Source organism: Streptomyces sp. M92 (assembly GCF_028473745.1).
In the GTDB taxonomy this organism is placed as follows: Bacteria; Actinomycetota; Actinomycetes; order Streptomycetales; family Streptomycetaceae; genus Streptomyces.
The window spans coordinates 7647343-7668677 of record NZ_CP101137.1 but is presented as its reverse complement, the minus strand read 5'-3'; the positions used below and the strand labels follow the sequence as shown (position 1 = coordinate 7668677).

At 72.0% G+C, this 21335-nt stretch carries 21 protein-coding genes and 1 riboswitch; of the genes, 13 read left to right on the top strand and 8 right to left on the bottom strand.

Features of this window, described 5'->3' with window-relative positions; all coding sequences use genetic code 11:
* Positions 1-61: 61 nt before the first annotated feature.
* Both M6G08_RS35380 and M6G08_RS35375 read left to right on the top strand, forming a co-directional pair.
* Entirely contained in the window at positions 62-1303 is a 1242-nt protein-coding gene (locus M6G08_RS35380) for a sensor histidine kinase (RefSeq protein WP_272591203.1), read from the top strand.
* Positions 1300-1980 carry a response regulator gene (locus M6G08_RS35375; RefSeq protein ID WP_272591202.1) on the top strand — a complete coding sequence of 227 codons (681 nt, stop codon included), beginning with the start codon at positions 1300-1302 and terminating at the stop codon, positions 1978-1980. Before M6G08_RS35380 ends, M6G08_RS35375 begins: the two co-directional genes overlap by 4 nt.
* A gap of 91 nt (positions 1981-2071) precedes the next feature.
* Here the strand turns inward: M6G08_RS35375 and M6G08_RS35370 are convergent, their stop codons facing one another.
* Positions 2072-2647, bottom strand: coding sequence for a TerD family protein (locus tag M6G08_RS35370; protein ID WP_077797970.1), 576 nt, complete (start codon positions 2645-2647; stop codon positions 2072-2074).
* A 158-nt stretch (positions 2648-2805) separates the two neighbouring features.
* Between M6G08_RS35370 and arfB the strand changes: the two genes are divergently transcribed.
* Complete coding sequence (gene arfB, locus M6G08_RS35365; protein ID WP_272591201.1) at positions 2806-3243, top strand: alternative ribosome rescue aminoacyl-tRNA hydrolase ArfB; 438 nt, start codon at positions 2806-2808, stop codon at positions 3241-3243.
* A gap of 9 nt (positions 3244-3252) precedes the next feature.
* Here arfB and M6G08_RS35360 read toward each other — a convergent pair whose 3' ends face one another.
* Positions 3253-3723, bottom strand: a complete 471-nt coding sequence (locus M6G08_RS35360; RefSeq protein ID WP_272591200.1) for a GNAT family N-acetyltransferase — start codon at positions 3721-3723, stop codon at positions 3253-3255.
* Between the two features lie 47 nt (positions 3724-3770).
* Entirely contained in the window at positions 3771-4379 is a 609-nt protein-coding gene (locus tag M6G08_RS35355) for a flavin reductase family protein (RefSeq protein WP_272591199.1), read from the bottom strand.
* Between the two features lie 322 nt (positions 4380-4701).
* Between M6G08_RS35355 and cdgB the strand changes: the two genes are divergently transcribed.
* Entirely contained in the window at positions 4702-6369 is a 1668-nt protein-coding gene (gene cdgB / locus M6G08_RS35350; protein WP_272591198.1) for a diguanylate cyclase CdgB, read from the top strand.
* Between the two features lie 118 nt (positions 6370-6487).
* On the top strand, positions 6488-7489 hold the full coding sequence (locus tag M6G08_RS35345; protein WP_272591197.1) for a CBM35 domain-containing protein: 1002 nt from the start codon (positions 6488-6490) through the stop codon (positions 7487-7489).
* Positions 7490-7543: 54 nt separating this feature from the next.
* On the opposite strand, the gene M6G08_RS35340 is transcribed toward M6G08_RS35345, so the two are convergent.
* The 3 genes from M6G08_RS35340 to M6G08_RS35330 all read right to left on the bottom strand — a co-directional run bounded on the left by M6G08_RS35340 (position 7544) and on the right by M6G08_RS35330 (position 10686).
* Positions 7544-8476, bottom strand: coding sequence for a 1-phosphofructokinase family hexose kinase (locus tag M6G08_RS35340; RefSeq protein ID WP_272591196.1), 933 nt, complete (start codon positions 8474-8476; stop codon positions 7544-7546).
* Positions 8477-8605: 129 nt separating this feature from the next.
* Positions 8606-9751 (bottom strand): N-acetylglucosamine-6-phosphate deacetylase, encoded by a 1146-nt coding sequence (nagA, locus tag M6G08_RS35335; RefSeq protein ID WP_272591195.1) that lies wholly within the window; start codon positions 9749-9751, stop codon positions 8606-8608.
* Entirely contained in the window at positions 9751-10686 is a 936-nt protein-coding gene (locus M6G08_RS35330) for an ROK family protein (RefSeq protein ID WP_443049029.1), read from the bottom strand. Before M6G08_RS35330 ends, nagA begins: the two co-directional genes overlap by 1 nt.
* Before the next feature lie 219 nt (positions 10687-10905).
* Here M6G08_RS35330 and M6G08_RS35325 point away from each other — a divergent pair, with 219 nt between their 5' ends.
* From M6G08_RS35325 to otsB, 3 genes are read left to right on the top strand one after another with little or no spacing between them, the layout of a single operon-like run.
* A complete protein-coding gene (locus tag M6G08_RS35325) occupies positions 10906-12171 on the top strand; it encodes an ABC transporter substrate-binding protein (RefSeq protein WP_443048999.1) in 1266 nt (421 codons plus the stop codon).
* 53 nt (positions 12172-12224) lie between these two features.
* Positions 12225-12449, top strand: a complete 225-nt coding sequence (locus M6G08_RS35320) for a DUF3263 domain-containing protein (protein ID WP_073729652.1) — start codon at positions 12225-12227, stop codon at positions 12447-12449.
* Between the two features lie 35 nt (positions 12450-12484).
* Positions 12485-13354 carry a trehalose-phosphatase gene (gene otsB, locus M6G08_RS35315; RefSeq protein WP_272591193.1) on the top strand — a complete coding sequence of 290 codons (870 nt, stop codon included), beginning with the start codon at positions 12485-12487 and terminating at the stop codon, positions 13352-13354.
* Between the two features lie 220 nt (positions 13355-13574).
* On the opposite strand, the gene M6G08_RS35310 is transcribed toward otsB, so the two are convergent.
* Positions 13575-14963, bottom strand: a complete 1389-nt coding sequence (locus tag M6G08_RS35310) for an alpha,alpha-trehalose-phosphate synthase (UDP-forming) (RefSeq protein ID WP_272591192.1) — start codon at positions 14961-14963, stop codon at positions 13575-13577.
* A 162-nt stretch (positions 14964-15125) separates the two neighbouring features.
* Between M6G08_RS35310 and M6G08_RS35305 the strand changes: the two genes are divergently transcribed.
* The gene (locus M6G08_RS35305; protein WP_272591191.1) at positions 15126-15764 is read left to right on the top strand and encodes a hypothetical protein; all 639 of its coding nucleotides are present in this window, start codon (positions 15126-15128) and stop codon (positions 15762-15764) included.
* Between the two features lie 10 nt (positions 15765-15774).
* Here M6G08_RS35305 and M6G08_RS35300 read toward each other — a convergent pair whose 3' ends face one another.
* Positions 15775-16719, bottom strand: a complete 945-nt coding sequence (locus M6G08_RS35300) for a glucosyl-3-phosphoglycerate synthase (protein WP_272591190.1) — start codon at positions 16717-16719, stop codon at positions 15775-15777.
* A 134-nt stretch (positions 16720-16853) separates the two neighbouring features.
* Positions 16854-17001, top strand: a riboswitch (SAM riboswitch).
* Positions 17002-17019: 18 nt separating this feature from the next.
* Here M6G08_RS35300 and thrC point away from each other — a divergent pair.
* From thrC to groL, 4 genes are all read left to right on the top strand, one after another.
* Complete coding sequence (gene thrC / locus M6G08_RS35295; RefSeq protein WP_272591189.1) at positions 17020-18333, top strand: threonine synthase; 1314 nt, start codon at positions 17020-17022, stop codon at positions 18331-18333.
* A gap of 135 nt (positions 18334-18468) precedes the next feature.
* A complete protein-coding gene (locus M6G08_RS35290) occupies positions 18469-18744 on the top strand; it encodes a MoaD/ThiS family protein (protein ID WP_019326649.1) in 276 nt (91 codons plus the stop codon).
* Between the two features lie 406 nt (positions 18745-19150).
* Positions 19151-19354, top strand: a complete 204-nt coding sequence (locus M6G08_RS35285; RefSeq protein WP_004929928.1) for a cold-shock protein — start codon at positions 19151-19153, stop codon at positions 19352-19354.
* A gap of 331 nt (positions 19355-19685) precedes the next feature.
* Entirely contained in the window at positions 19686-21311 is a 1626-nt protein-coding gene (gene groL / locus M6G08_RS35280; RefSeq protein ID WP_073729646.1) for a chaperonin GroEL, read from the top strand.
* Positions 21312-21335: the final 24 nt, after the last annotated feature.

The following is a 21335-nucleotide window of genomic DNA, read 5'->3' as shown; positions in this document are numbered from 1 at the left end:
CCTGCGGCAGGTTGGAGAGGAGGGGCGGGCGCGGCCGCGGACGGAAGGAGGTGGGCGCCGGATGCCGAAGCCGTACGCCCCGGACAGCCGGTGGCTCGGCGCCGTGATGCACGCGGCGTTCTTCCTCCTGCTCGGCGGCGCCCTCGCCCGCTTCCTGCTGCGCCACCCCGGCGAGCCCCGCACCCCGTGGATCTTCGCCCTCTCCCTCACCCTCGCGGTGCTGCACCTGCTCGGGCCCGCCCTGACCGGCCCCGAGCCGTCCGGCTCCGTCACCCGGCCCGCCGGGCGGCGCCTGGCCTGGCTGGGCCTGGTGGTCGTGGTGTGGATGGTGCTGGTCGTCCTCGCGCCCAGCTTCGCCTGGTGCGCGGTGCCCCTCTTCTACACCGGCCTGCGCACCCTCCCGGCCCGGGCGGCGCTGGTGCTGGTCACCGTCCTGACGCTGTTCGTCGTCGCCGCGCAGCTCCGGCTCGCGGGGGGCTTCGACCCGAACCTGCTGCTCGCGCCGCCCGCCGTCGCCGCGATCGCCGCCGCCGTGTTCCTGCACACCGAACGGCAGGCGGCCCGGCAGCGGGCCCTGATCGACGACCTGATCCGCACCCGCCGGGAACTCGCCGCCTCCGAGCGCCGCGAGGGCACCCTCGCCGAACGGCAGCGGCTGTCCATGGAGATCCACGACACCCTCGCCCAGGGCCTGTCCAGCCAGCGGATGCTGCTCCAGGCCGCCGAACGGGTCTGGGAGACCGACCCGGACAAGGCCCGCACCCACGTCCGGGGCGCCGCCTCCGTCGCCGAGCACAATCTCACCGAGGCCCGCCGCTTCGTCCACGACCTGGCCCCCGCCGACCTCGCCCGCGGCGGCGGCCTGGACGCGGCGCTGCGCGCCCTGGCCGTGCGGGAGTCCGGCGACCACCTCACCGTGCGCGTCCACGTCGACGACGGCGGCCGGTCCCCGCTGCTGCCCGACCGCGTCCAGTCGGCCCTGCTGCGCATCGCCCAGGGCGCCCTGGCCAACGTCCGCGAACACGCGGGCGCCAGCGCCGCCGCCCTGACCCTCACCCTCCTCGACGACCAGGCCGTCCTGGACGTCACCGACGACGGCCACGGCTTCGACCCGGTGGCACTCCCCGACGCCCCCGCCGGGGTGCGCGGACACGGGCTGCCCGCGATGCGCGCCCGGCTGCGCCAGCTGGGCGGCACCCTGACCGTGGAGTCGGCGCCCGGCGAGGGCACCGTCCTGTCCGCCGCCGTACCTCTGGAAGCGCCCCGCCCCGACCCGGCCGACCGGCAGGAGACACCCCGATGACCCACCCGGCAGACGGCGGGCCCGTCCCCGTCCGCATCCTGGTCTGCGACGACCACGTCGTCGTACGGGCCGGACTGCTCGCCCTGCTCGACAGCGCCCCCGGCATCGAGGTGGTCGGCGAGGCGGGCACCGGCGAGGAGGCGCTGGCGCTCGCGGCGCGGCTGACGCCGGACGTGGTGCTGATGGACCTGCAACTCGGCGCGGGCATCGACGGCGTGGAGACCACCCGCCGCCTCACCGCCGCCCCCGCGACCGCCACCCCGCAGACCGGCTCCGGCCGGGTCCCGCACGTCCTGGTGCTGACCACGTACGACACCGACGCCGACATCACCCGCGCCATCGAGGCCGGCGCGACCGGTTACCTGCTGAAGGCCGAGCGACCCGAGGAACTCTTCGCCGCCATCCACGCCGCCGCCCAGGGCCGTACGACGCTGTCCGGTCCCGTCGCCGGCCGGGTCATGGCCAACATGCGCAGTCCGCGCCCCTCCCTCACCGATCGCGAACGCGACATCCTGGCCCAGCTCGCCACCGGCCTCGGCAACCGGGAGATCGCCCGCGCCCTGTTCATCAGCGAGGCGACGGTGAAGACGCACCTGCGCCGCATCTACGACAAGCTGGGCGTCGACACCCGCGCGGGCGCCGTCGCGGTGGCGAAGGAACAGCGCCTGCTGCCGTGACGGCTCGCCAGAAAACCCGTGCCGGGAACGCCGAAGGCCCCCCGGCCGGACGTCCGGGAGGCCTTCGTACCGCGAAACGCGCGGGCGAACGTCAGACGTTCACGCCGAAGTCCTGGGCGATGCCCACCAGACCCGAGGCGTAGCCCTGGCCGACGGCGCGGAACTTCCACTCGGCGCCGTTGCGGTAGAGCTCGCCGAAGACCATGGCGGTCTCGGTGGCCGCGTCCTCGGACAGGTCGTAGCGGGCGATCTCGGCGCCGCCGGCCTGGTTGATGATGCGGATGTAGGCGTTGCGCACCTGGCCGAAGTTCTGCGAGCGGTTCTCGGCGTCGTAGATCGAGACCGGGAAGACGATCTTGTCGATGTCGGCCGGGAGGGCGGCGAGGTTGACGTTGATCGCCTCGTCGTCGCCGGCGCCCTCGCCGGTGCGGTTGTCACCGGTGTGGACGATGGTGTTGTCCGGCGTCTGCTTGTTGTTGAAGAAGACGAAGTGGGCGTCGGAGTAGACCTTGCCCTGCGTGTTGACCGCGATCGCGGAGGCGTCGAGGTCGAAGTCGGTGCCGGTGGTGGTACGGACGTCCCAGCCGAGGCCCACGGTGACTTCGGTCAGGCCCGGAGCCTCCTTGGTGAGCGAGACGTTGCCACCCTTGGACAGGCTTACAGCCATTGTTGGGAGTCCCTTCCCTCGTTTACGTACGGCAAGAAAGCTACAGCTACCTCCATGAACGACGAGAGGGGTCCACAAGGTTCCAGCTCTCTTTACTTTCTTTACCGAGGCCGGGGCCGAGGATAATGGGATGACGTGGACCGCACGGGGACGGGAACATGGACGGCATGTCCGGTCCCCATGTCATCCGCGGCTCCGTCTCCCTTCCCGAGGCCGAGCTCGTCTGGCGTTTCTCGCGGTCCTCCGGGCCGGGCGGGCAGCACGTCAACACCACGGACACGGCGGTGGAACTCCGTTTCGACCTGGCGCGCACCGAGGCGCTGCCCGAGGTGTGGAAGCGCCGCGCGCTGGAGCGGCTGGCCGGACGCCTGACCGACGGCGTCGTCACCGTCCGCGCCTCCGAGCACCGCTCCCAGTGGCGCAACCGCGAGAGTGCCGCCGTGTGCCTCACGGCCCTCCTCGCCGAGGCCACCGCCCCTCCGCCCAAGCCCCGCAGGCCGACCCGCATACCGCGCGGCATCAACGAACGCCGGCTGCGCGAGAAGAAGCAGCGCTCGCAGACCAAGCGCGGCCGCTCCCCGAAGAACTGGGACTAGAGCGGGCACCTAGGCCAGCTTCAGCACCCCCACCGTCTGCCCCTCGCTCGTCTCCCCGTCCGGCCTGAAGCCCAGCCCCAGATAGAAGCCCTCGGGGCCGTCCGGGCCCGGGTGCCAGGTGACGTAGCACTCCTCGCCGCCGCGCCGGCGGATCTCCTCCGCCACCGACTCCACCGCGAAACGGCCGTATCCCCGGCCCTGTTCACCGGCCGCGATGTTCAGCCGCCACAGCCCGGAGCGCCGCACGCTGCCGTCCTCGTACCAGTCGATGTCGAAGAAGGCCATGAGGAAGCCGACGGGGCGGTCGCCGTCGAGGATCAGGCGGGGCCAGGCGACGCCTGGGTGCAGGTAGGCCTCGGCGAGCGACGTCATCACCGGCTCGACGGCGAACTCCTGGTCGGGGCGGACCCGTATGGCGGTGGCGGCCTCGAAGTTCGCGCGGGTGACCTCCGCGAGGCGGAGCGTGGTACTGGTCGTCATGCGCGCACCTTAAGCGGGCGCCGCGCGGGCGACGAGCGATTAACGGGTCACCCCAACTGCCGGTACCGCCCCCGGAAGTACGCCAGCGGTCCGCCGTCCGCGCTCGGCAGCGAGGCGGTCAGCACGCGGCCGATGACCAGGGTGTGGTCCCCGGCCCGCACGCGCTGCTCGGTGCGGCACTCCAGGGTGGCCAGGGCGCCGCCGACCAGCGGGGCGTCGGTCGCCTCACCCCGCAGGTACGGGATGTCCGCGAAGAGGAGCCGGTCGCTGACGCGGCCCTTCATGGCGAAGCGCCCGGCGATGTGCCGCTGGCTCTCGGACAGGACCGAGACCGCCCACAGGGGCTGCTCGTCCAGCAGGTCGTCCATGCGGGAGCCCTCGCGCAGGCTGACCAGGACCAGCGGCGGGTCGAGGGAGACCGACATGAAGGCGGTGGCCGTCATGCCGACGTCCTCGCCGCTCGGCGCCTGCGGGTCGTCGGGGTCCAGCGGCGGCTCCTGCGCGGTCACCAGGACCACGCCCGAGGCCAGCCGGGACATGGCGGCACGGAACTCCTCGTTGCTCACCCCCTCAGCATGCCCGGCGGCGGGCGACGGCGACGGGAGCGCGGGGGACGCGGGGGGTGCGGGGGACGTGAGGGAAGGAGTGTTCGGCACGTCGTCACGCTAATCGCCGGGGCCGGGGGACGGCATCGGGCCCCGGACGGAACCGGGTCCTAGGACCACGGAAGGAGTTCGGCGCGAGACGTGCGGACGGACACGAAATTTGCGTTCAGTAAACGCACAGAGAAAACGCGGAAACACCACTCAATTGTTCATCTTTCGCTGTGACTTGAGTCACAAGAGGACGTAATTGTTGACCCTGTGTACCGAGTGGGCAGCGCGCTGTGATTCAGTGGCGGGGAACTGGAAGGGCACCATCAGTAAAGGCGCCAAGGCAACCCTTGATTCGCTGCGAGGTCTCGGGGGGAGGGCGAGCATGGAGACCGAGTCGGAGCCCTACGTCCGTCTTGCGTCCCTGCGGCAGCTGCACCAGGTCATGGCTGACATGAACAAGGCCCGCAGCCTGGCCGACACCCTGCAGGCCGTCGCCGACGGCGTCGTCCAGGCCCTCGGGTACGAGCTGGCGTGCGTCAACATGGTCCGGCCCGACGGTGACCTCGTCGTCGCCGCCTTCTCCGGTAACCAGGCCGCCGAGGCCCTCATCACCGGCCGGGCGGGCTCCCGCGAGTCCTGGGACCGGCGGCTGCGCATGGGCGAGCAGTGGGGCGACCTGATCTTCATACCCCACACCGAGGGCTGGGTCCTCGACGACGACGACGTCCCGCAGTGGTACACCGACGGGCCCGCGCCCCGCTTCGAGGACGAGTGGCACCCCTCGGACCGGCTCTTCGCCCCGATGTACGCCCCCGGCCCGCAGGGCGGCGGCAGCAGCGGCGAGCTGATCGGAGTCCTGTCCGTGGACCGGCCGCGCAACGGCCGCCGTCCGGGCGCCTGGGGCCGCGAGGCTTTGCAGATGTACGCCTTCCAGGCGGCCATCGCGATCAGCAACGCCCGGCTGCGCTCCAACATGCAGCGCGCCCTGGTCCGCCTCGAGCGCGACCAGCAGGCGCTGAGGGCCAGCGAGGAAAGCTTCCGGCAGGCCTTCGAGTACGCCCCCTCCGGCATGGCCATCGCCGAGATGGGCGGCGACCAGCACGGCCGCATCCTGCGGACCAACGACGCCCTGTGCCGGCTCCTGGGCCGCCGCGCCTCCGCGATGCGCCGCTACGCCTTCTCCGACCTCGTCCACCCCGAGGACATCGGCACCCTGCTGCGCACCTCCGCCGAGGGCGGCCGGGCCGAGCTGCGCCTGGGCCGCCGCGACGGCACCTATGTCTGGGTCTCCCTGCGCAACAGCGTCGTCGCCGACGCCGCCGACGGGCCCCGCTTCCTGCTCACCCACGTCGAGGACATAGAGGAGCGCAAGCGCCGCGAGCTCCAGCTCGCCCACCGCGCCTCCCACGACTCCCTCACCGGACTGCCCAACAGCGCCGAGCTGCGCTCCCGCCTCGCCGCCCGGCTGTGCCGGCGCCCGCAGTCGCCGCACGCGGGCGTGGTGGACGCCATGGACGCCGCCTACGGGGACTCCGCCGTCTTCGACTCCGGCGGCCACACCTTCGACTTCGGGGCGGCGGCCGCCGAGCCGTACGGCGCCTACGACCACCACGTGCACGCCGTCGCCCCGGAGGACGGCCGCGACGACGGCACCAAGGGGCTCGCGGTCCTCTTCTGCGACCTGGACGGCTTCAAGTCGATCAACGACCGGTTCGGGCACAACGCCGGCGACGCCGTCCTCATCGAGGTCGCCCGCCGGCTCAGCGGCGGCGTGCGCGACGGCGACACCGTGGCCCGGCTCGGCGGCGACGAGTTCGTGATCCTCGCCAACGGGCTCGGCCGGGCCGACGCCGAGGACCTCGCCGTACGGCTGCGCAACGAGATCATCCAGCCCATCCGGGCCGAGGGAAGGGCCGTCCGCGTGGGCGCCAGTTTCGGCATCGGGTGGGCCCACTGCGGCATGACGGCGGACGAAGTGCTGAAGTCAGCTGACGAACGGATGTACGTCGAGAAACGATCTCGTCCCAAACAGCACCGACGTGCCGGATGATCACCAGGTCAGGGCGCTGATGCGGTCCGAGTCACCCTTTCGGGTCAGTGCGAGCGGGTAGGCTCGCCCTCTCACGACCCGTACCGCACACGCAAGCATCTGGTTAGGAGACCAAGGGATGACGCCCGGCAACAACGGCGCGAGCACGCCCGAGGACGACGACCCCTTCGGCTACCTCTACGCCGACGGGCAGGCCAACGGTGCCCAGCCGCCGTCCGGTGGCTACGGCTACCCGAACTCCGTCAACCGGGTGCGTCCCGTCGGCACACGGCAGTACGGCGGCGCACCGCAGGGCCAGGCCGCCCCGACCGCCGCCTACGGCCAGGCCGCCCCGCAGCAGCAGGGCGCCTACGGGCAGCCCCAGGGCGGTTACGGGTACCCCCAGGCCGGCCACGGCTCGCCCAACGCGCACTACGCGGCGCCCGAGACGCTCCCCGGCGGCGGCGCGCCGAACGGCCCGCAGCAGCCGGGACGCGGCGCGGGCGGGGGCGGCGGGCGCCGCGGCCCCAACACCAAGGGTCTGCTGATCGGCGCGGTCGCGGTCGTCGCCGCGGTCGTCGTCGGTATCGCCGTGGCCATGACGAGCAGCAGCTCGGAGGACGACAAGGGCGGCAACGAGGCGGGGGGCGGCTCCACGCCCACCCAGTCCCAGAGCAGCGAGCCCAGCCCTTCGGCCAGCGACGACGCCGAGGAGGAGGTCGAGCTGCCGGCGACCGACGCGAAGGCGCTCAGGCTGTCGCCCGGCGTGTCGACCGCCTCGGACATCGAGGGCGCGAAGGCCGCCGGCGGGGTCTACGTCACGGGTTTCAACCAGGTCGGCGCGAAGGTCACCTGGACCGTCAACGGCATCGAGGAGGCCGGCGGCTACCGGCTGAACGTGCGCTACGGCACCCCGGGCACCGACGCCGACGCCACCCTGCTGGTCAACGGCAAGGCCCAGGCCCGCCCGCTGAACATGAAGAACTTCGGCGGCACGCCCGCCGGGGACTGGGAAAAGGGCTGGAAGTCCACCTGGGCCACCGTGAACCTCAACGAGGGCACCAACACGATCGAGCTGGCCTGCAACGCGGACAACAAGTGCGAGGCGGTCATCGACCAGCTCTCGCTCACGACGGGCTGACGGCCCCGTAGACCGGCCCGTGGACCGGCTGCGGGCCACGTCCGCCGCCCCGCGTCACGCCGCGTCGGCCTCCGTCGTCACCGCCACCCCGCGGCCGAGCAGCTCCTCGTACGCCGCCCGGTCGAACTCGCCCGCCACCGGCGCCAGCACGGTCGCCGCCGACAGGGCGACCGCGCGGGCCAGCCGGTCCGGCCAGGGCAGGTGCTCCACCAGGCCGGAGAGCAGCCCGGCGACCGCCGAGTCGCCCGCGCCGGTCGGATTGCCGCGCACGTGGGCGGGCGGGGCCGCGCGCCAGCGGCCCTCCGGGGTCTGGGCGAACAGCCCCGCGGCCCCCAGCGAGGCGACCACCGAGCGGGCGCCGCGGCGGCGGGCGGCCTGCGTGGCCCGCAGCGGCTCGTGCGAGCCGGTCAGCTCGGCCAGCTCGTCGGCGTTCGGCTTGATGATGTCCGGACGCGCGGCGATCCCCCGGCGCAGCGGCTCCCCGCTGGTGTCCAGCAGCACCGGCACGCCCGCCGCACGGGCGGTGCGCACCAGACCGGCGTAGGCGCCCACCGGGACACCGGGCGGCAGGCTGCCGCACAGGGCGACCGCGGCGGCCCCGGCCAGCAGGTCCTCGTACGCCTCCTGGAAGGCGCTCCACTCGGCGGGCGCGACGGCCGGGCCGGGTTCGTTGAGCTGGGTGGTGTCGCCGGTGCGCTCGTCCACGACGGCGATGGTGCGCCGGGTGGCCCCCGCCACCGGCACGAGCGCGTCCGCCACCCCGGCCACGCCGGTGAGTCCCGCGCGCACGGTGTCGCCGGTGGTGCCGCCCGCGAAGCCGGTGACCGTGACCTCGTGCCCGAGGGCGGCCAGCACCCGGGCGACGTTCAGGCCCTTGCCGCCGGGACGCTCCGTCACCTCCCTCACCCGGTGGGAGGCGTGGGGCCTCAGGCCCGGGACGCGGTAGGTGATGTCGAGCGCGGTGTTGAGTGTGACGGTGAGGATCACCGTGCCGACCTCCCCCGATCGTCTGCGGCTGGCGTGCCCGTGGAGCTGTGTTCCACGACACGATCATGCCAAAAGGGCGGCGGTCGGCCCAGCCCCCGGTCGGCCGTCGTGGCCGGGTTCCGGGACGGATCAGGCCAGTTGGGGATCGACCACCCATTCGCCCCGGCGCATTACGCCCACCAGGTCGAACGCGTCGTCCAGGACCACCAGGTCGGCGTCCTTGCCGGGTTCCAGGGAGCCGATCCGGTCGTCCACGCCCAGCAGCCGCGCCGGGTTGGCGGAGATCGCCGCGACGACGTCCCCGACCGGCAGCCCGTCCACCGTCACCGCCCGCTTGAAGGCGCGGTCCAGGGTGAGCGTGGAGCCCGCGATCGAGCCGCCCTCCACCAGGCGGGCCACGCCGTCCGCGACCTCGACCTCCAGCGGGCCGAGCAGGTAGCGGCCGTCGCCGAAGCCGGCCGCGTCCATCGCGTCGGTGATGAAGGCGACCCGGGAGGCGCCCGCGTGGTGGAAGGCCAGCTGGAGCGCGGCCGGGTGCAGGTGCGTGCCGTCGTTGATCAGCTCGACGGTGATCCGCTCGTCCTCCAGCAGCGCGGTGATGGGACCGGGGGCGCGGTGGCCGACCGGGGGCATCGCGTTGAAGAGGTGCGTGGCGACCGTCGCGCCCGCGTCGATGGCCTGCACCGTCTGCTCGTACGTCGCGTCGGTGTGCCCGATCGCCGCGATCACGCCGTGCTCCGCGAGCAGCCGTACGGAGTCCAGGCCGCCCGGCAGCTCGGTGGCGAGCGTCATCATCTTCGCGTGGCCGTGCGAGGCGTCGACCAGCTTGCGGACCTCGGCCGGGTCCGGGTCGCGCAGCAGCTGCTCGTCGTGGGCGCCCTTGCGGCACGGGGAGATGAACGGCCCCTCGAAGTGGATGCCGGCGACGTCGCCCTGCTGCGCCAGCTCGGCCAGCAGCCCGGCCTGCCGGGCGAGGAAGTCCAGGTCGCCGGTGACGGCGGAGGCGACCACCGTGGTGGTGCCGTGCCGCCGGTGGGTCTCGACGCCCTTGAGGACGTCCTCGGCGGTGCCGCCGGTGAAGGAGGCGCCGCCGCCGCCGTGGTTGTGGATGTCGACGAAGCCGGGGACCACCCAGTGGCCCGACACGTCGACGACCTCCGCCCCGGGGGGCGCCGTGTCCGCGATCCGCGTGCCGTCGACGATCACGCGGCCGTCGTCCACGGTGCCGGTGGGCAGTACCACCCGGGCACCGGCGAGAACCTTGCTTGGGGCCATCAGGTGGTTACCTCCGGAGGAGTCATGGTGGTCGTAGGGGTGGTGCCGTGCGGATCGGGGCCGAGCAGGTCCCAGGCCAGCAGCCCGGCGCCCAGGCAGCCCGCGGTGTCCCCGAGCGCCGCGGGGACGATCTCGGGCAGCTTCTGGAAGGTGACGCGCCGTCGGACGGCGTCCCGCAGCGGTGAGAACAAGGTTTCCCCGGCCTCGGCGAGGCCGCCACCGATGATCAGTACGCGCGGGTCCAGCAGAGTGAGCGCGGTGACCAGTCCGTCGGCGAGCGCCTCCACCGCGTCCTGCCACACGGTGAGCGCCCGCGCGTCCCCCGACTCGACGGCCTTGGCGCAGTCGGCGGCGTCCGCCTCCGGGTCGCCGCAGGCCTGTGCCCACGCCTCGCTGACCGCCGACGCGGACGCGAACCGCTCCAGGCACCCGCGCTGCCCGCACGGGCAGGGGACGCCGCCGGGGCGCACGACGACGTGGCCGATCTCGCCCGCGAAGCCGTGGGCGCCCGACTCGACCCGGCCGTCGATGCCGATGGCGCCCGCGATGCCGGTGCCCAGCGGCACGAACAGGAACCGGTCGGCGCCCTTCCCGGCCCCGACACGCCCCTCGGCGAGCCCGCCGGTGCGCACGTCGTGCCCGAGGGCGACCGGGACGCCGCCGAGCCGGTCGCCGAGCAGCGCGCGCAGCGGTACGTCGCGCCAGCCGAGGTTGGCCGCGTAGACGGCGGTGCCGTGCTCCTCGTCGATGATGCCGGGGACGGCCACGCCCGCGGCGGCGGCGGGCTCGCCGAACCGGTCGGCGCCCAGGGCGCGCAGCTCGGCGGCGAAGTCCAGGATGCCCGCGACGACCGCCTCCGGTCCGCGCTCGCGGCCGGTGGCCCGGCGGGCCTGGTGGAGCAGCTCGCCCCCCGGCCCCGCCAGGGCGGCCTTCATCCCGGTGCCGCCCACATCGAGGGCGATGACATGTCTCACGGGGACAGTGTGGCCCGTTGACCCGGGAGAGGTCTAGTCCACTGTCGTGGTGTAGACCTTAGTCCGTTAAACGAACAAGCGCGCAAGCGTGAATCAAGCGAACAACGACGAACAATCGAACAAGTGAACGACTGCGGCAAGCAGTGCATGACGTGTCGTCGGCAGGGTTGGGGAATCAGGGTGCAGCGGCGTAGGACAGGAACGATCGCGGTGGTGTCCGCACTGGGCATGACGGCGGTCCTCGGCGGCTGCGGGCTCACCGGCGACTCCGGCGAGGTGACGCTGAGGCTGGTCGCCGCCGACTACGGCGACAGCAAGGCCAACAGCTCCCAGGGCTACTGGGACGACGTCGCCGGTGCGTACGAGGCCAAGCACCCCGACGTGAACATCGACGTCACCGTTTACTCCTGGAACGACGTCGACCGGAAGGTCCGCGAGATGGTCGAGGCCGGCAAGGCTCCCGACCTGGCCCAGATCGGCGCCTACTCCGACTACGCGGACCAGGGTCTGCTCTACCAGGCCGGCGACGTGCTCTCCATCCCGGTCCAGGCGAACTTCGTCTCCCAGCTCGCCACCGCCGGCCAGGTCAACGGCGCCCAGTACGGCCTGCCCTTCGCGGCCTCCACGCGGGTGCTCTTCTACAACAAGACCCTCTTCGAGAAGGCCGACGTCACCCCGCCCAAGAGCTGGGACGACCTCGCCGACGCCGCCGAGGCGCTGAAGGCCGAGGGCGTGAAGTACCCGTACGCGCTGCCGCTGGGCCCCGAGGAGGCGCCGGCCGAGGCGATGCAGTGGATGCTCAGCGGCGGGGGCGGCTACACCGACGACGTCGGCACCTACTCCATCGACTCCCCGCAGAACGTCACCACCTTCACCTGGCTCAGGGACGAACTGGTCGCCAAGGACCTCACCGGCCCCGTCGCCCCCGGCAAGCTCGACCGCGCCGACGCCTTCGCCGCCTTCGCGAACGGTGACGTCGGCATGCTCAACGGGCACCCGACGCTGATGAAGACGGCGTCCGACAAGGGCGTGAAGTACGGCATGGTGACGACCCCCGGCACCGACGGCGCGAGCAAGAACACGCTCGGCGTCACCGACTGGATGACGGCCTTCAAGGAGAACGGCCACCAGGAGGAGATCGGCGACTTCCTCGACTTCGTCTACAACGACGAGAACGTCCTCGCCTTCTCCCGCCGCTACGACCTGCTCCCGGTCACCACCTCCGCCTCCCAGGTCATGAGCACGGCGAAGGAGGACGCGAACCTCAAGCCCTTCCTGAACGAACTCCTGCTCTCCGAGCTCTACCCGGTCGGCAAGGCCTCCTGGGCCTCGGTCAGCGCGGACGTCAAGAAGCGCATCGGCCAGGCCGTCGCCCCCGGCGGCAGCCCCAAGGAGGTGCTCGGCCAGATCCAGGCCACGGCGATGCGGGCGGGCAGCGCCGAGTAGCGGGGCGAGCGGGGGAGGGGCCGCTGTCGGTGGCGGGCGTTACGGTGCCGTACATGGACCTGGGACAGAGGGAGCGGGACGTCCTCGCGCTGGAACGCCGGAGCTTTCCCGGCCCCGGCGCCAAGGAGCGGGCGATCCGCGAGGAACTGGGCCTGGCCCCCGTCCGCTACTACCAGCTCCTGAACGCCCTCCTGGACGACCCCCGCGCGCTCGCCGCCGACCCGGTGACGGTCAACCGGCTGCGCCGGGTACGGGAGTCGCGCCGCTCGGAGCGGTGAGATTGTCCGCGGCTCCGGCGGGATAGGTTCGCGGTATGGGCAGCCACCAGGAATCCACCCGTGACGACTCCCCGGACCACCTGCCGACCCCCGCGACCGAGGCCGGACGCGCAGGCCTCGACGCCCTCCTCGCCGACCCCGGCCGCGCGGTGGTCGCCCTCGACTTCGACGGCACGCTCGCCCCGATCGTCGCCGACCCCGACCGGGCCCGCGCCCACCCGGACGCCGTGCCGGCGCTCGCGGCCCTCGCCCCGGAGGTCGCCGCCGTCGCGGTGATCACCGGCCGCCCCGCCGAGGTCGCCGTCCACCACGGAGGCTTCGCGGGCGTCGCAGGCCTCGACCACCTCGTCGTCCTCGGCCACTACGGCGCCGAACGCTGGGACGCCGCCACCGGCACCCTCACCGCCCCCGACCCGCACCCCGGCGTCGCCGCCGTCCGCGCGGAACTGCCCGGCCTGCTGGAGCACTCCGGCGCGGGCGAGGGCACCTGGATCGAGGAGAAGGGCCACGCGGTCGCCGTCCACACCCGCCGCGCCCCCGAACCCCAGGCCGCCTTCGACGCCCTGCGCGCCCCGCTGACCGGCCTGGCCTCCCGCAACGGCCTGATCGTGGAACCGGGCCGCATGGTCCTGGAACTGCGCCCACCCGGCATGGACAAGGGCGCCGCGCTCCGCGAGTACGTCCGCGAACTGGGCGCCGCGTCCGTCCTCTACGCCGGCGACGACCTCGGCGACCTCCCCGCCTTCGACGCCGTCGACACCCTCCGCACCCAGCACACCCCCGGCCTCCTGGTCTGCAGCGGCAGCGACGAGGTCCCGACCCTCCGCGAACGAGCCGACCTGGTGGTCGACGGCCCGGAGGGAGTGGTGAAGCTCCTCCGAGCTCTGGCGGCCTACGTCGCGTAGACCCCGCAGCCTGCGGGCATTCGTGCCTCCCCCAGTGCCTTGTCGGCCTGGGAGGTACCCCCAGGGCGATGGGGGTCCCCCCGCTCGAGCGAAGCCGAGAGTGGGGGAGGGTGGGCGGTGGGGGCACCTCCCGCTCATGGGGGCACCTCCCGCGCGAGCGAAGCCGAGCGTGGGGGAGAAGCCGAGAGTGGGGGAGGCACCCCGCCAGCGCCGGGCGCGATCAATCCCTCAACGCCTCCAACTGCTCCAAGAACCACCGCCCCGGCGGCAACGCCGTCCCCGCCGCGGCCAACCGCTTCGACCGCTCCCCCCGCTCCCCGGCCGGCAGGCCCAACGCCTCGTGCAACGCCTCCGCCGTCCCCGACACGTCGTACGGATTCACGACGACCGCGTCCTCACCCAGCTCCTCGTACGCCCCCGCCTCCCGCGACAGCACCAGCACACACCCCTCGTCGGAGACGACCGGCACCTCCTTCGCGACGAGGTTCATCCCGTCCCGGACGGGATTGACCAGGGCCACGTCCGCCATCCGGTACGCCGCCAGCGACCGCGCGAAGTCGTCCTTCACGTGCAGCACGACCGGCGTCCACCCCGCCGTACCGAACTCCGCGTTGATCGACTCGGCCACCCGCCGCACCTCGGCCGTGTAGTCCCGGTACACGGCGAGGTCCTGCCGCGACGGGTAGGCGAACGCCACGTGCACGACCCGCTCGCGCCACTCCGGCCGCCCCGTCAGCAGTTCCCGGTAGGCCAGCAGCCCCCGCACGATGTTCTTGGACAGCTCGGTCCGGTCCACCCGCACGATCGTGCGGCGGCCCTCCCCGATCTCCTCGCGCAGGTCCGCCATCCGCTCCTCGACGTCGGACTCGTGCGACCGCTTCCGCAGGAAGTCCCCGTCGGCGCCCAGCCCGTGCACGCCGATCTCCGTGCCGCCGAGCCCGCCCACCAGGGCGTCGCAGCACGCGGTGAAGGCGTCCGCCCAGCGCCGGGTGAGGAACCCGAGCCGGTCCGCGCCCAGCATGCCCCGCAGCACCTGCTCGGCGATGTCGTCCGGCAGCAGCCGGAAGTAGTCGACCGGTGCCCAGGGCGTGTGCGAGAAGTGGCCGATCCGCAGGTCGGGCCGCAGCTCGCGGAGCATCCCCGGCACCAGCGTCAGGTGGTAGTCCTGCACGACGGCGACCGCGCCCTCGGCGGCCTCCTCGGCCAGCGCCTCGGCGAACGCCCGGTTGTACTTCTCGTAGGAGGCCCACTTCAGCCGGAACTCCGCGTCGAAGACCGGCTCCAGCGGCGTCTGGTACAGCATGTGGTGCACGAACCACAGCACCGAGTTCGCGATCCCGTTGTACGCGTCCGCGTGCACGTCGGCCGGCACGTCCAGCATCCGCACGCCGTCCTCGCCGACCCCGCGCCGCACCGCCTCGCGGTCGCCGTCGCCGAGCGCGGAGCACACCCACAGCGCCCCCGCGTCCGGCCCGATGGCCGACAACCCGGAGACCAGCCCGCCCCCGCCCCGTTTGGCGTCGAGTGAACCGTCCTTGCGCACCTCGTACGAGACGGGCCCCCGATTGGAGGCGACCAGCACCTGTGCAGTACCGAAGCTTGCAGCCATACGCCTCAACGTAGCCCGGCCCCGAAAAGCTCAAACGTGCCCGGGGATCACTTCGGCCGCGATTCGGTCACACCACTTGTGTGGGAGATGTGAGCAGGTCGAGGATATGCGGTGCACATTTCAACTTTCTGGGGGGTGGGCCCGGTGCCCGTACGTGTACGCATGCGCGGACTCGCGGCCTCCGCGGCACTGGTCGCGGCCTCCGCGCTGGCGCTGGCCGGTTGCGGCGACTCAAGCACCGGTACGCAGGCGGACGAGCGGCCCGCGAGCGCCGCCGCCACCGCCGCGCAGAGCCCCAGTGCCACCCCCGAGGTGTCCGACAGCGCCGAGCCGCCCACGCCCGCCGTCACGCTGCCGGACCACACCGGCCGCGACGTCGGAGGTGCCGTGCTCGCGGCCAAGGCGGCCCACGTCGACTACACGGTCCAACTCCAGGGGACAGGGCGGCAGGCCTCCACCTGGGGCCTGGACGAGGAGGTCTGCGAGCAGACCGACGGCCCCGACGGCGTGACGTTCACCGTCCCCCGCGACGGCCGCGACTGCGCCGGACGCCTGCTGCGCACGCCGGAGCCGGACCCGACCCCCGAACCCGAGAGGACCAAGGACGCCGGCACCGGCGGCACCGGCAGCGGCACCGGCGCCTGCGAGCTGACCAGCCCCGCGGGCAACTGCTACGCCGACGGCCAGTTCTGCGCGAAGAAGCACCGCGGCCTGAGCACCCACGGCCGCGGCGGCGAGTACCTGACCTGCGAGCCGGACGCGGGCGGAACCTGGCGCTGGTCGGACGGCGTCACCGGCTGAGGCCCCTCCCTCACGCCACCCGGCGGGCCGCGTACTCGGCGATCTCCGTCATCGGGGGCCGCTCCTCCGTGTCCACGGAGTACGTGCGCGGCTCGAAGCCGTCGGCGCCCCGCTCGAACTGGGTGAGGGCGGGCCGGACCAGATGGCCGCGGGCCAGCCGGAGCTGGGCGGTGCGGTAGATCGCGGCGGACATCCGGCCCAGCGCCCGGCCGTCCTGGTGCCGGTGCCTGCGGACGCCGACGTCGACCTGGGCGAGGGCGTCCAGGCCCACCAGGTGCAGGGCGTCGACCAGCATCCCCAGCTCGACGCCGTAGCCGACGGGGAAGGGGAGCTGTTCGAGCAGGGAGCGGCGGGCCGCGTACTCGCCGCCGAGCGGCTGGACGAAGCCGGCCAGCCGCGGCCAGTGCATGTTGAGCAGCGGGCGGGCCATCAGCTCCGTCACCCGGCCGCCCTGACCGGGCGCCGCGTCGAGCGGCCGGTCGTACATGGCCTTGACCAGGTGCACGTCCGGATCGGTGAGCAGCGGGCCCACGATGCCGGAGACGAAGTCGGCGCGGAACTCGCGCAGGTCGGCGTCGACGAAGCAGACGATGTCGCCGTCGGTGACCAGCAGCGAGCGCCACAGCACCTCGCCCTTGCCGGGCACCGCCGGGATGCGCGGCAGGATCGCGTCCCGGTGCACGACCCGGGCGCCCGCCGCCGCGGCCACCTCCGAGGTGCGGTCCCGCGAACCGGAGTCCACCACCACCAGCTCGTCGACGAGCGGCACCCGCTCCATCAGCTCCCGGCGGATCACCGAGACGATGTCGCCGACGGTCGCCTCCTCGTCGAGGGCGGGCAGCACCACGCTGACCGTCTGCCCGCCGGCGTGCTTGGCGGCCAGGAGCCGCTGGAGCGGCCGGTCCGTCACGGACCAGGAGCGTGCGTCCAGCCAGCGCTCGACTTCTTCCAGCACGGTCGGTGGCTCCCTCTGTGATCCATCTCGCGGTTCGGACGACTATCTCAACTGTCATGGCCGTCGGTTACAGTCTTGAACAACGCGGGTGACCATCGCATGCCGGGGTCGCCGCGTGACCAACAACTGAACACCGCTCATCCAGAGGGGCAGAGGGATACGGCCCGATGAAGCCCCGGCAACCCTCCAGTCGGTTCTTGTCACACGGACGTGGCGAGGCTCCCGGCTAGGGAAGGTGCCAAATCCGTCTCACGGCGAGATGCGTCGTGAGGAAGATGAGGAGAAAGGGCCTCGCCTCACATGGCTGTGCAGACTGTCGCAAGCAACACCGACACCACCGCTTCCACCCCCTCCGCCGCCTCCCCGGTCGACCTCGGTCCCGCCGCGGCCCTCTCCTGCCGCGAGTGCGGTCACCGCGTGCCGCTCGGCCCGCTCTTCGCCTGCGAGGAGTGTTTCGGCCCGCTGGAGATCGCCTACGACTTCTCGGCGTACGACACCGAGGAGCTGCGGAAGCGCATCGAGGCGGGCCCCGCGAACATCTGGCGCTACGCGCCGCTGCTGCCCGTCCCCGCCGACGTGGCGACCAAGCCGAACATCAACCCGGGCTGGACCAAGCTGGTCAAGGCCGACAACCTGGCCCGCGAGCTGGGCGTCGAGGCCGGCAAGCTCTTCGTCAAGGACGACTCCGGCAACCCGACGCACTCCTTCAAGGACCGCGTCGTCGCCCAGGCCCTGGAGGCCGCCCGCGCCTTCGGCTTCACCACCCTCTCCTGCTCCTCCACCGGCAACCTCGCCGGTGCCGTCGGCGCCGCCGCCGCCCGCGCCGGCTTCCGCTCCTGCGTGTTCATCCCGCACGACCTGGAGCAGGGCAAGGTCGTCATGGCCGCCGTCTACGGCGGTGAGCTGGTCGGCATCGAGGGCAACTACGACGACGTCAACCGCTTCTGCTCCGAACTGATCGGCGACCCGGCCGGCGAGGGCTGGGGCTTCGTCAACGTCAACCTGCGCCCGTACTACGCGGAGGGCTCCAAGACCCTCGCGTACGAGATCTGCGAGCAGCTCGGCTGGCGGCTGCCCGACCAGATCGTCGTCCCGATCGCCTCCGGCTCCCAGCTCACGAAGATCGACAAGGGTCTTCAGGAGCTGATCAAGCTCGGGCTGGTCGAGGACAAGCCGTACAAGATCTTCGGCGCCCAGGCCGAGGGCTGCTCGCCGGTGTCCACCGCGTATAAGGCCGGGCACGACGTCGTACGCCCGCAGAAGCCGGACACCATCGCCAAGTCGCTGGCGATCGGCAACCCGGCGGACGGGCCGTACGTCCTCGACATCGCGCGCCGCACGGGCGGTGCCGTGGAGGACGTGACCGACGAGCAGGTCGTCGACGCGATCAAGCTGCTCGCCCGCACGGAGGGCATCTTCGCGGAGACCGCCGGCGGTGTGACGGTGGGCGTGACCAAGAAGCTCGTCGAGGACGGCGTGCTGGACCCGGCGCTGACCACGGTCGTGCTGAACACGGGGGATGGTCTGAAGACGCTGGACGCGGTGGCGGGTACGGGGCTCACCGCGACGATTCGTCCCAGCCTGGATTCGTTCCGCGAGGCCGGTCTCGCGTAGCGCTGCTCGTTCTTCGTCTGCGGGCCGGTGGGGGCTGGTTCGCGCCCGCGCGGCGGTAGCCGCATATTCGACACGGCCCCCGCGCCCCCGGGGCGCTGCCCCACCGTCTGTGAAAATCCGACCGGAGGTCTTGAAGTGAGCGTCACCGTCCGTATCCCGACCATTCTGCGCACCTACACGGGTGGGCAGGCCGAGGTCAGCGCCGACGGCGCGAACCTCGGGGAGGTCATCGCCGACCTGGAGAAGAACCACACCGGCATCGCCGCCCGCGTCCTGGACGACCAGGGCAAGCTGCGCCGTTTCGTCAACGTGTACGTCAACGACGACGACGTGCGTTTCGAGCAGGGCCTGGAGACCGCCACGCCGGACGGCGCGGGCGTCTCCATCATCCCGGCGGTCGCCGGCGGCTGACACGCCTCGTAGTGCCCATTGCCCCCTCCGTGAGAGAAGCGGAGGGGGCAATTCCATGTGATTGAGCGCGGTAGAGTTGGGGAACGCGCTCCCGATCGAAGATCCCGGAGCCCTGAGTTCCTGCTTTGCGTCCGACAAGATGCAGCCAAAATGCAGACGCATTTCGCGGCTTTTGCTCCTTTTGTGTCACCCGACTTGACCCGAATTCAGGCGAAAGCTCGCCATATTTCGGACCGGGTGCGTCCAGATTTCTCGTCCGATTGACCTGTTGCAGACGGCAGTTGGACAGATACATTCAGCCGCGGTCGACGCGTTCCGGCGCACGCCCCCAGTCGTGGGGGGTGAGGTCTGACCCGGGTCCGCGAAGTGCGGATCTGTGCAAGGGCCAGTAATAGGGGAGTTAGGCATGGCTCAGGGCACCGTCAAGTGGTTCAACGCGGAGAAGGGGTACGGCTTCATCGCGGTCGACGGTGGTGCGGATGTTTTCGTCCACTACAGCGCGATTCAGATGGACGGCTACCGCACCCTCGAAGAAGGCCAGCGGGTCGAGTTCGAGATCTCGCAGGGTCAGAAGGGCCCACAGGCCGACATGGTTCGCCTCAGCGCCTGAGACGTTCGGCCACCGCAAGCAACCGGTTCTTCTCCGAAGGGCCCGCACCTCACCCGGGGTGCGGGCCCTTCGGGCTGCCCGGACGGACGCCCCGGTTCCCTGTTCGCGGGTGGCTGAGCGTGCGGCCCGATCCTCGGTAGGCGCTTGCACTCGATGGGGGCGAGTGCTAATCATTGCGTTAGCACTCTGAAGGTGAGAGTGACAACGAAGGACCGGGTCGGTGAGGCCCGCGGGCCGGGTGGGGAAGGAACCACGAGGCCGGCGAGCCGTCCGTCGCGGGCGCGGGCGCGGTCCGAAGGAATCACCCCCAGTCCTGGAGGGACCACTTCACATGGCCAAGATCATCGCGTTCGACGAGGAGGCGCGGCGCGGCCTCGAGCGCGGCATGAACCAGCTCGCGGACGCCGTCAAGGTGACGCTCGGCCCCAAGGGCCGCAACGTCGTCCTCGAGAAGAAGTGGGGCGCGCCCACGATCACCAACGACGGCGTCTCCATCGCCAAGGAGATCGAGCTCGAGGACCCGTACGAGAAGATCGGCGCCGAGCTGGTCAAGGAAGTCGCCAAGAAGACGGACGACGTCGCCGGTGACGGTACGACCACGGCGACCGTTCTCGCCCAGGCCCTCGTCAAGGAAGGCCTGCGCAACGTCGCGGCCGGCGCCAACCCGATGGCCCTGAAGCGCGGTATCGAGAAGGCCGTCGAGGCCGTCTCCGCCGCCCTGCTGGAGCAGGCGAAGGACGTCGAGACCAAGGAGCAGATCGCCTCCACGGCCTCCATCTCCGCCGCCGACACCCAGATCGGCGAGCTGATCGCCGAGGCCATGGACAAGGTCGGCAAGGAAGGCGTCATCACCGTCGAGGAGTCCCAGACCTTCGGTCTGGAGCTGGAGCTCACCGAGGGTATGCGCTTCGACAAGGGCTACATCTCGGCGTACTTCGCCACCGACATGGAGCGTATGGAGGCGTCGCTCGACGACCCGTACATCCTCATCGCCAACTCCAAGATCGGCAACGTCAAGGACCTGCTGCCGCTCCTGGAGAAGGTCATGCAGTCGGGCAAGCCGCTGCTGATCATCGCCGAGGACGTCGAGGGCGAGGCCCTGTCGACCCTGGTCGTCAACAAGATCCGCGGCACCTTCAAGTCCGTCGCCGTCAAGGCCCCGGGCTTCGGCGACCGCCGCAAGGCCATGCTCGGCGACATCGCCATCCTCACGGGCGGCGAGGTCATCTCCGAGGAGGTCGGCCTCAAGCTGGAGAACGCGTCCCTGGACCTCCTGGGCCGCGCCCGCAAGGTCGTCATCACCAAGGACGAGACCACCATCGTCGACGGCGCCGGCTCGACCGACCAGGTCAACGGCCGCGTCAACCAGATCCGCGCCGAGATCGAGAACAGCGACTCGGACTACGACCGCGAGAAGCTCCAGGAGCGCCTGGCGAAGCTGGCCGGCGGCGTGGCCGTCATCAAGGCCGGTGCCGCCACCGAGGTCGAGCTCAAGGAGCGCAAGCACCGCATCGAGGACGCCGTCCGCAACGCGAAGGCGGCCGTCGAGGAGGGCATCGTCGCCGGTGGTGGCGTGGCCCTGCTCCAGGCCTCCCAGGTCTTCGAGAAGCTGGAGCTGTCGGGTGACGAGGCGACCGGCGCCAACGCCGTGAAGCTCGCCCTGGAGGCCCCGCTGAAGCAGATCGCCGTCAATGGTGGTCTCGAGGGCGGCGTCGTCGTGGAGAAGGTCCGCAACCTGACCGTCGGCCACGGCCTGAACGCCGCGTCCGGTGAGTACGTCGACATGATCGCCGAGGGCATCATCGACCCGGCGAAGGTGACCCGTTCCGCGCTGCAGAACGCCGCCTCCATCGCCGCGCTGTTCCTCACCACCGAGGCCGTCATCGCCGACAAGCCGGAGAAGGCCGCCGCGGCCGGTGCTCCGGGCGGCATGCCGGGCGGTGACATGGACTTCTGATCGACCGGTTCCGGTTGATCGACC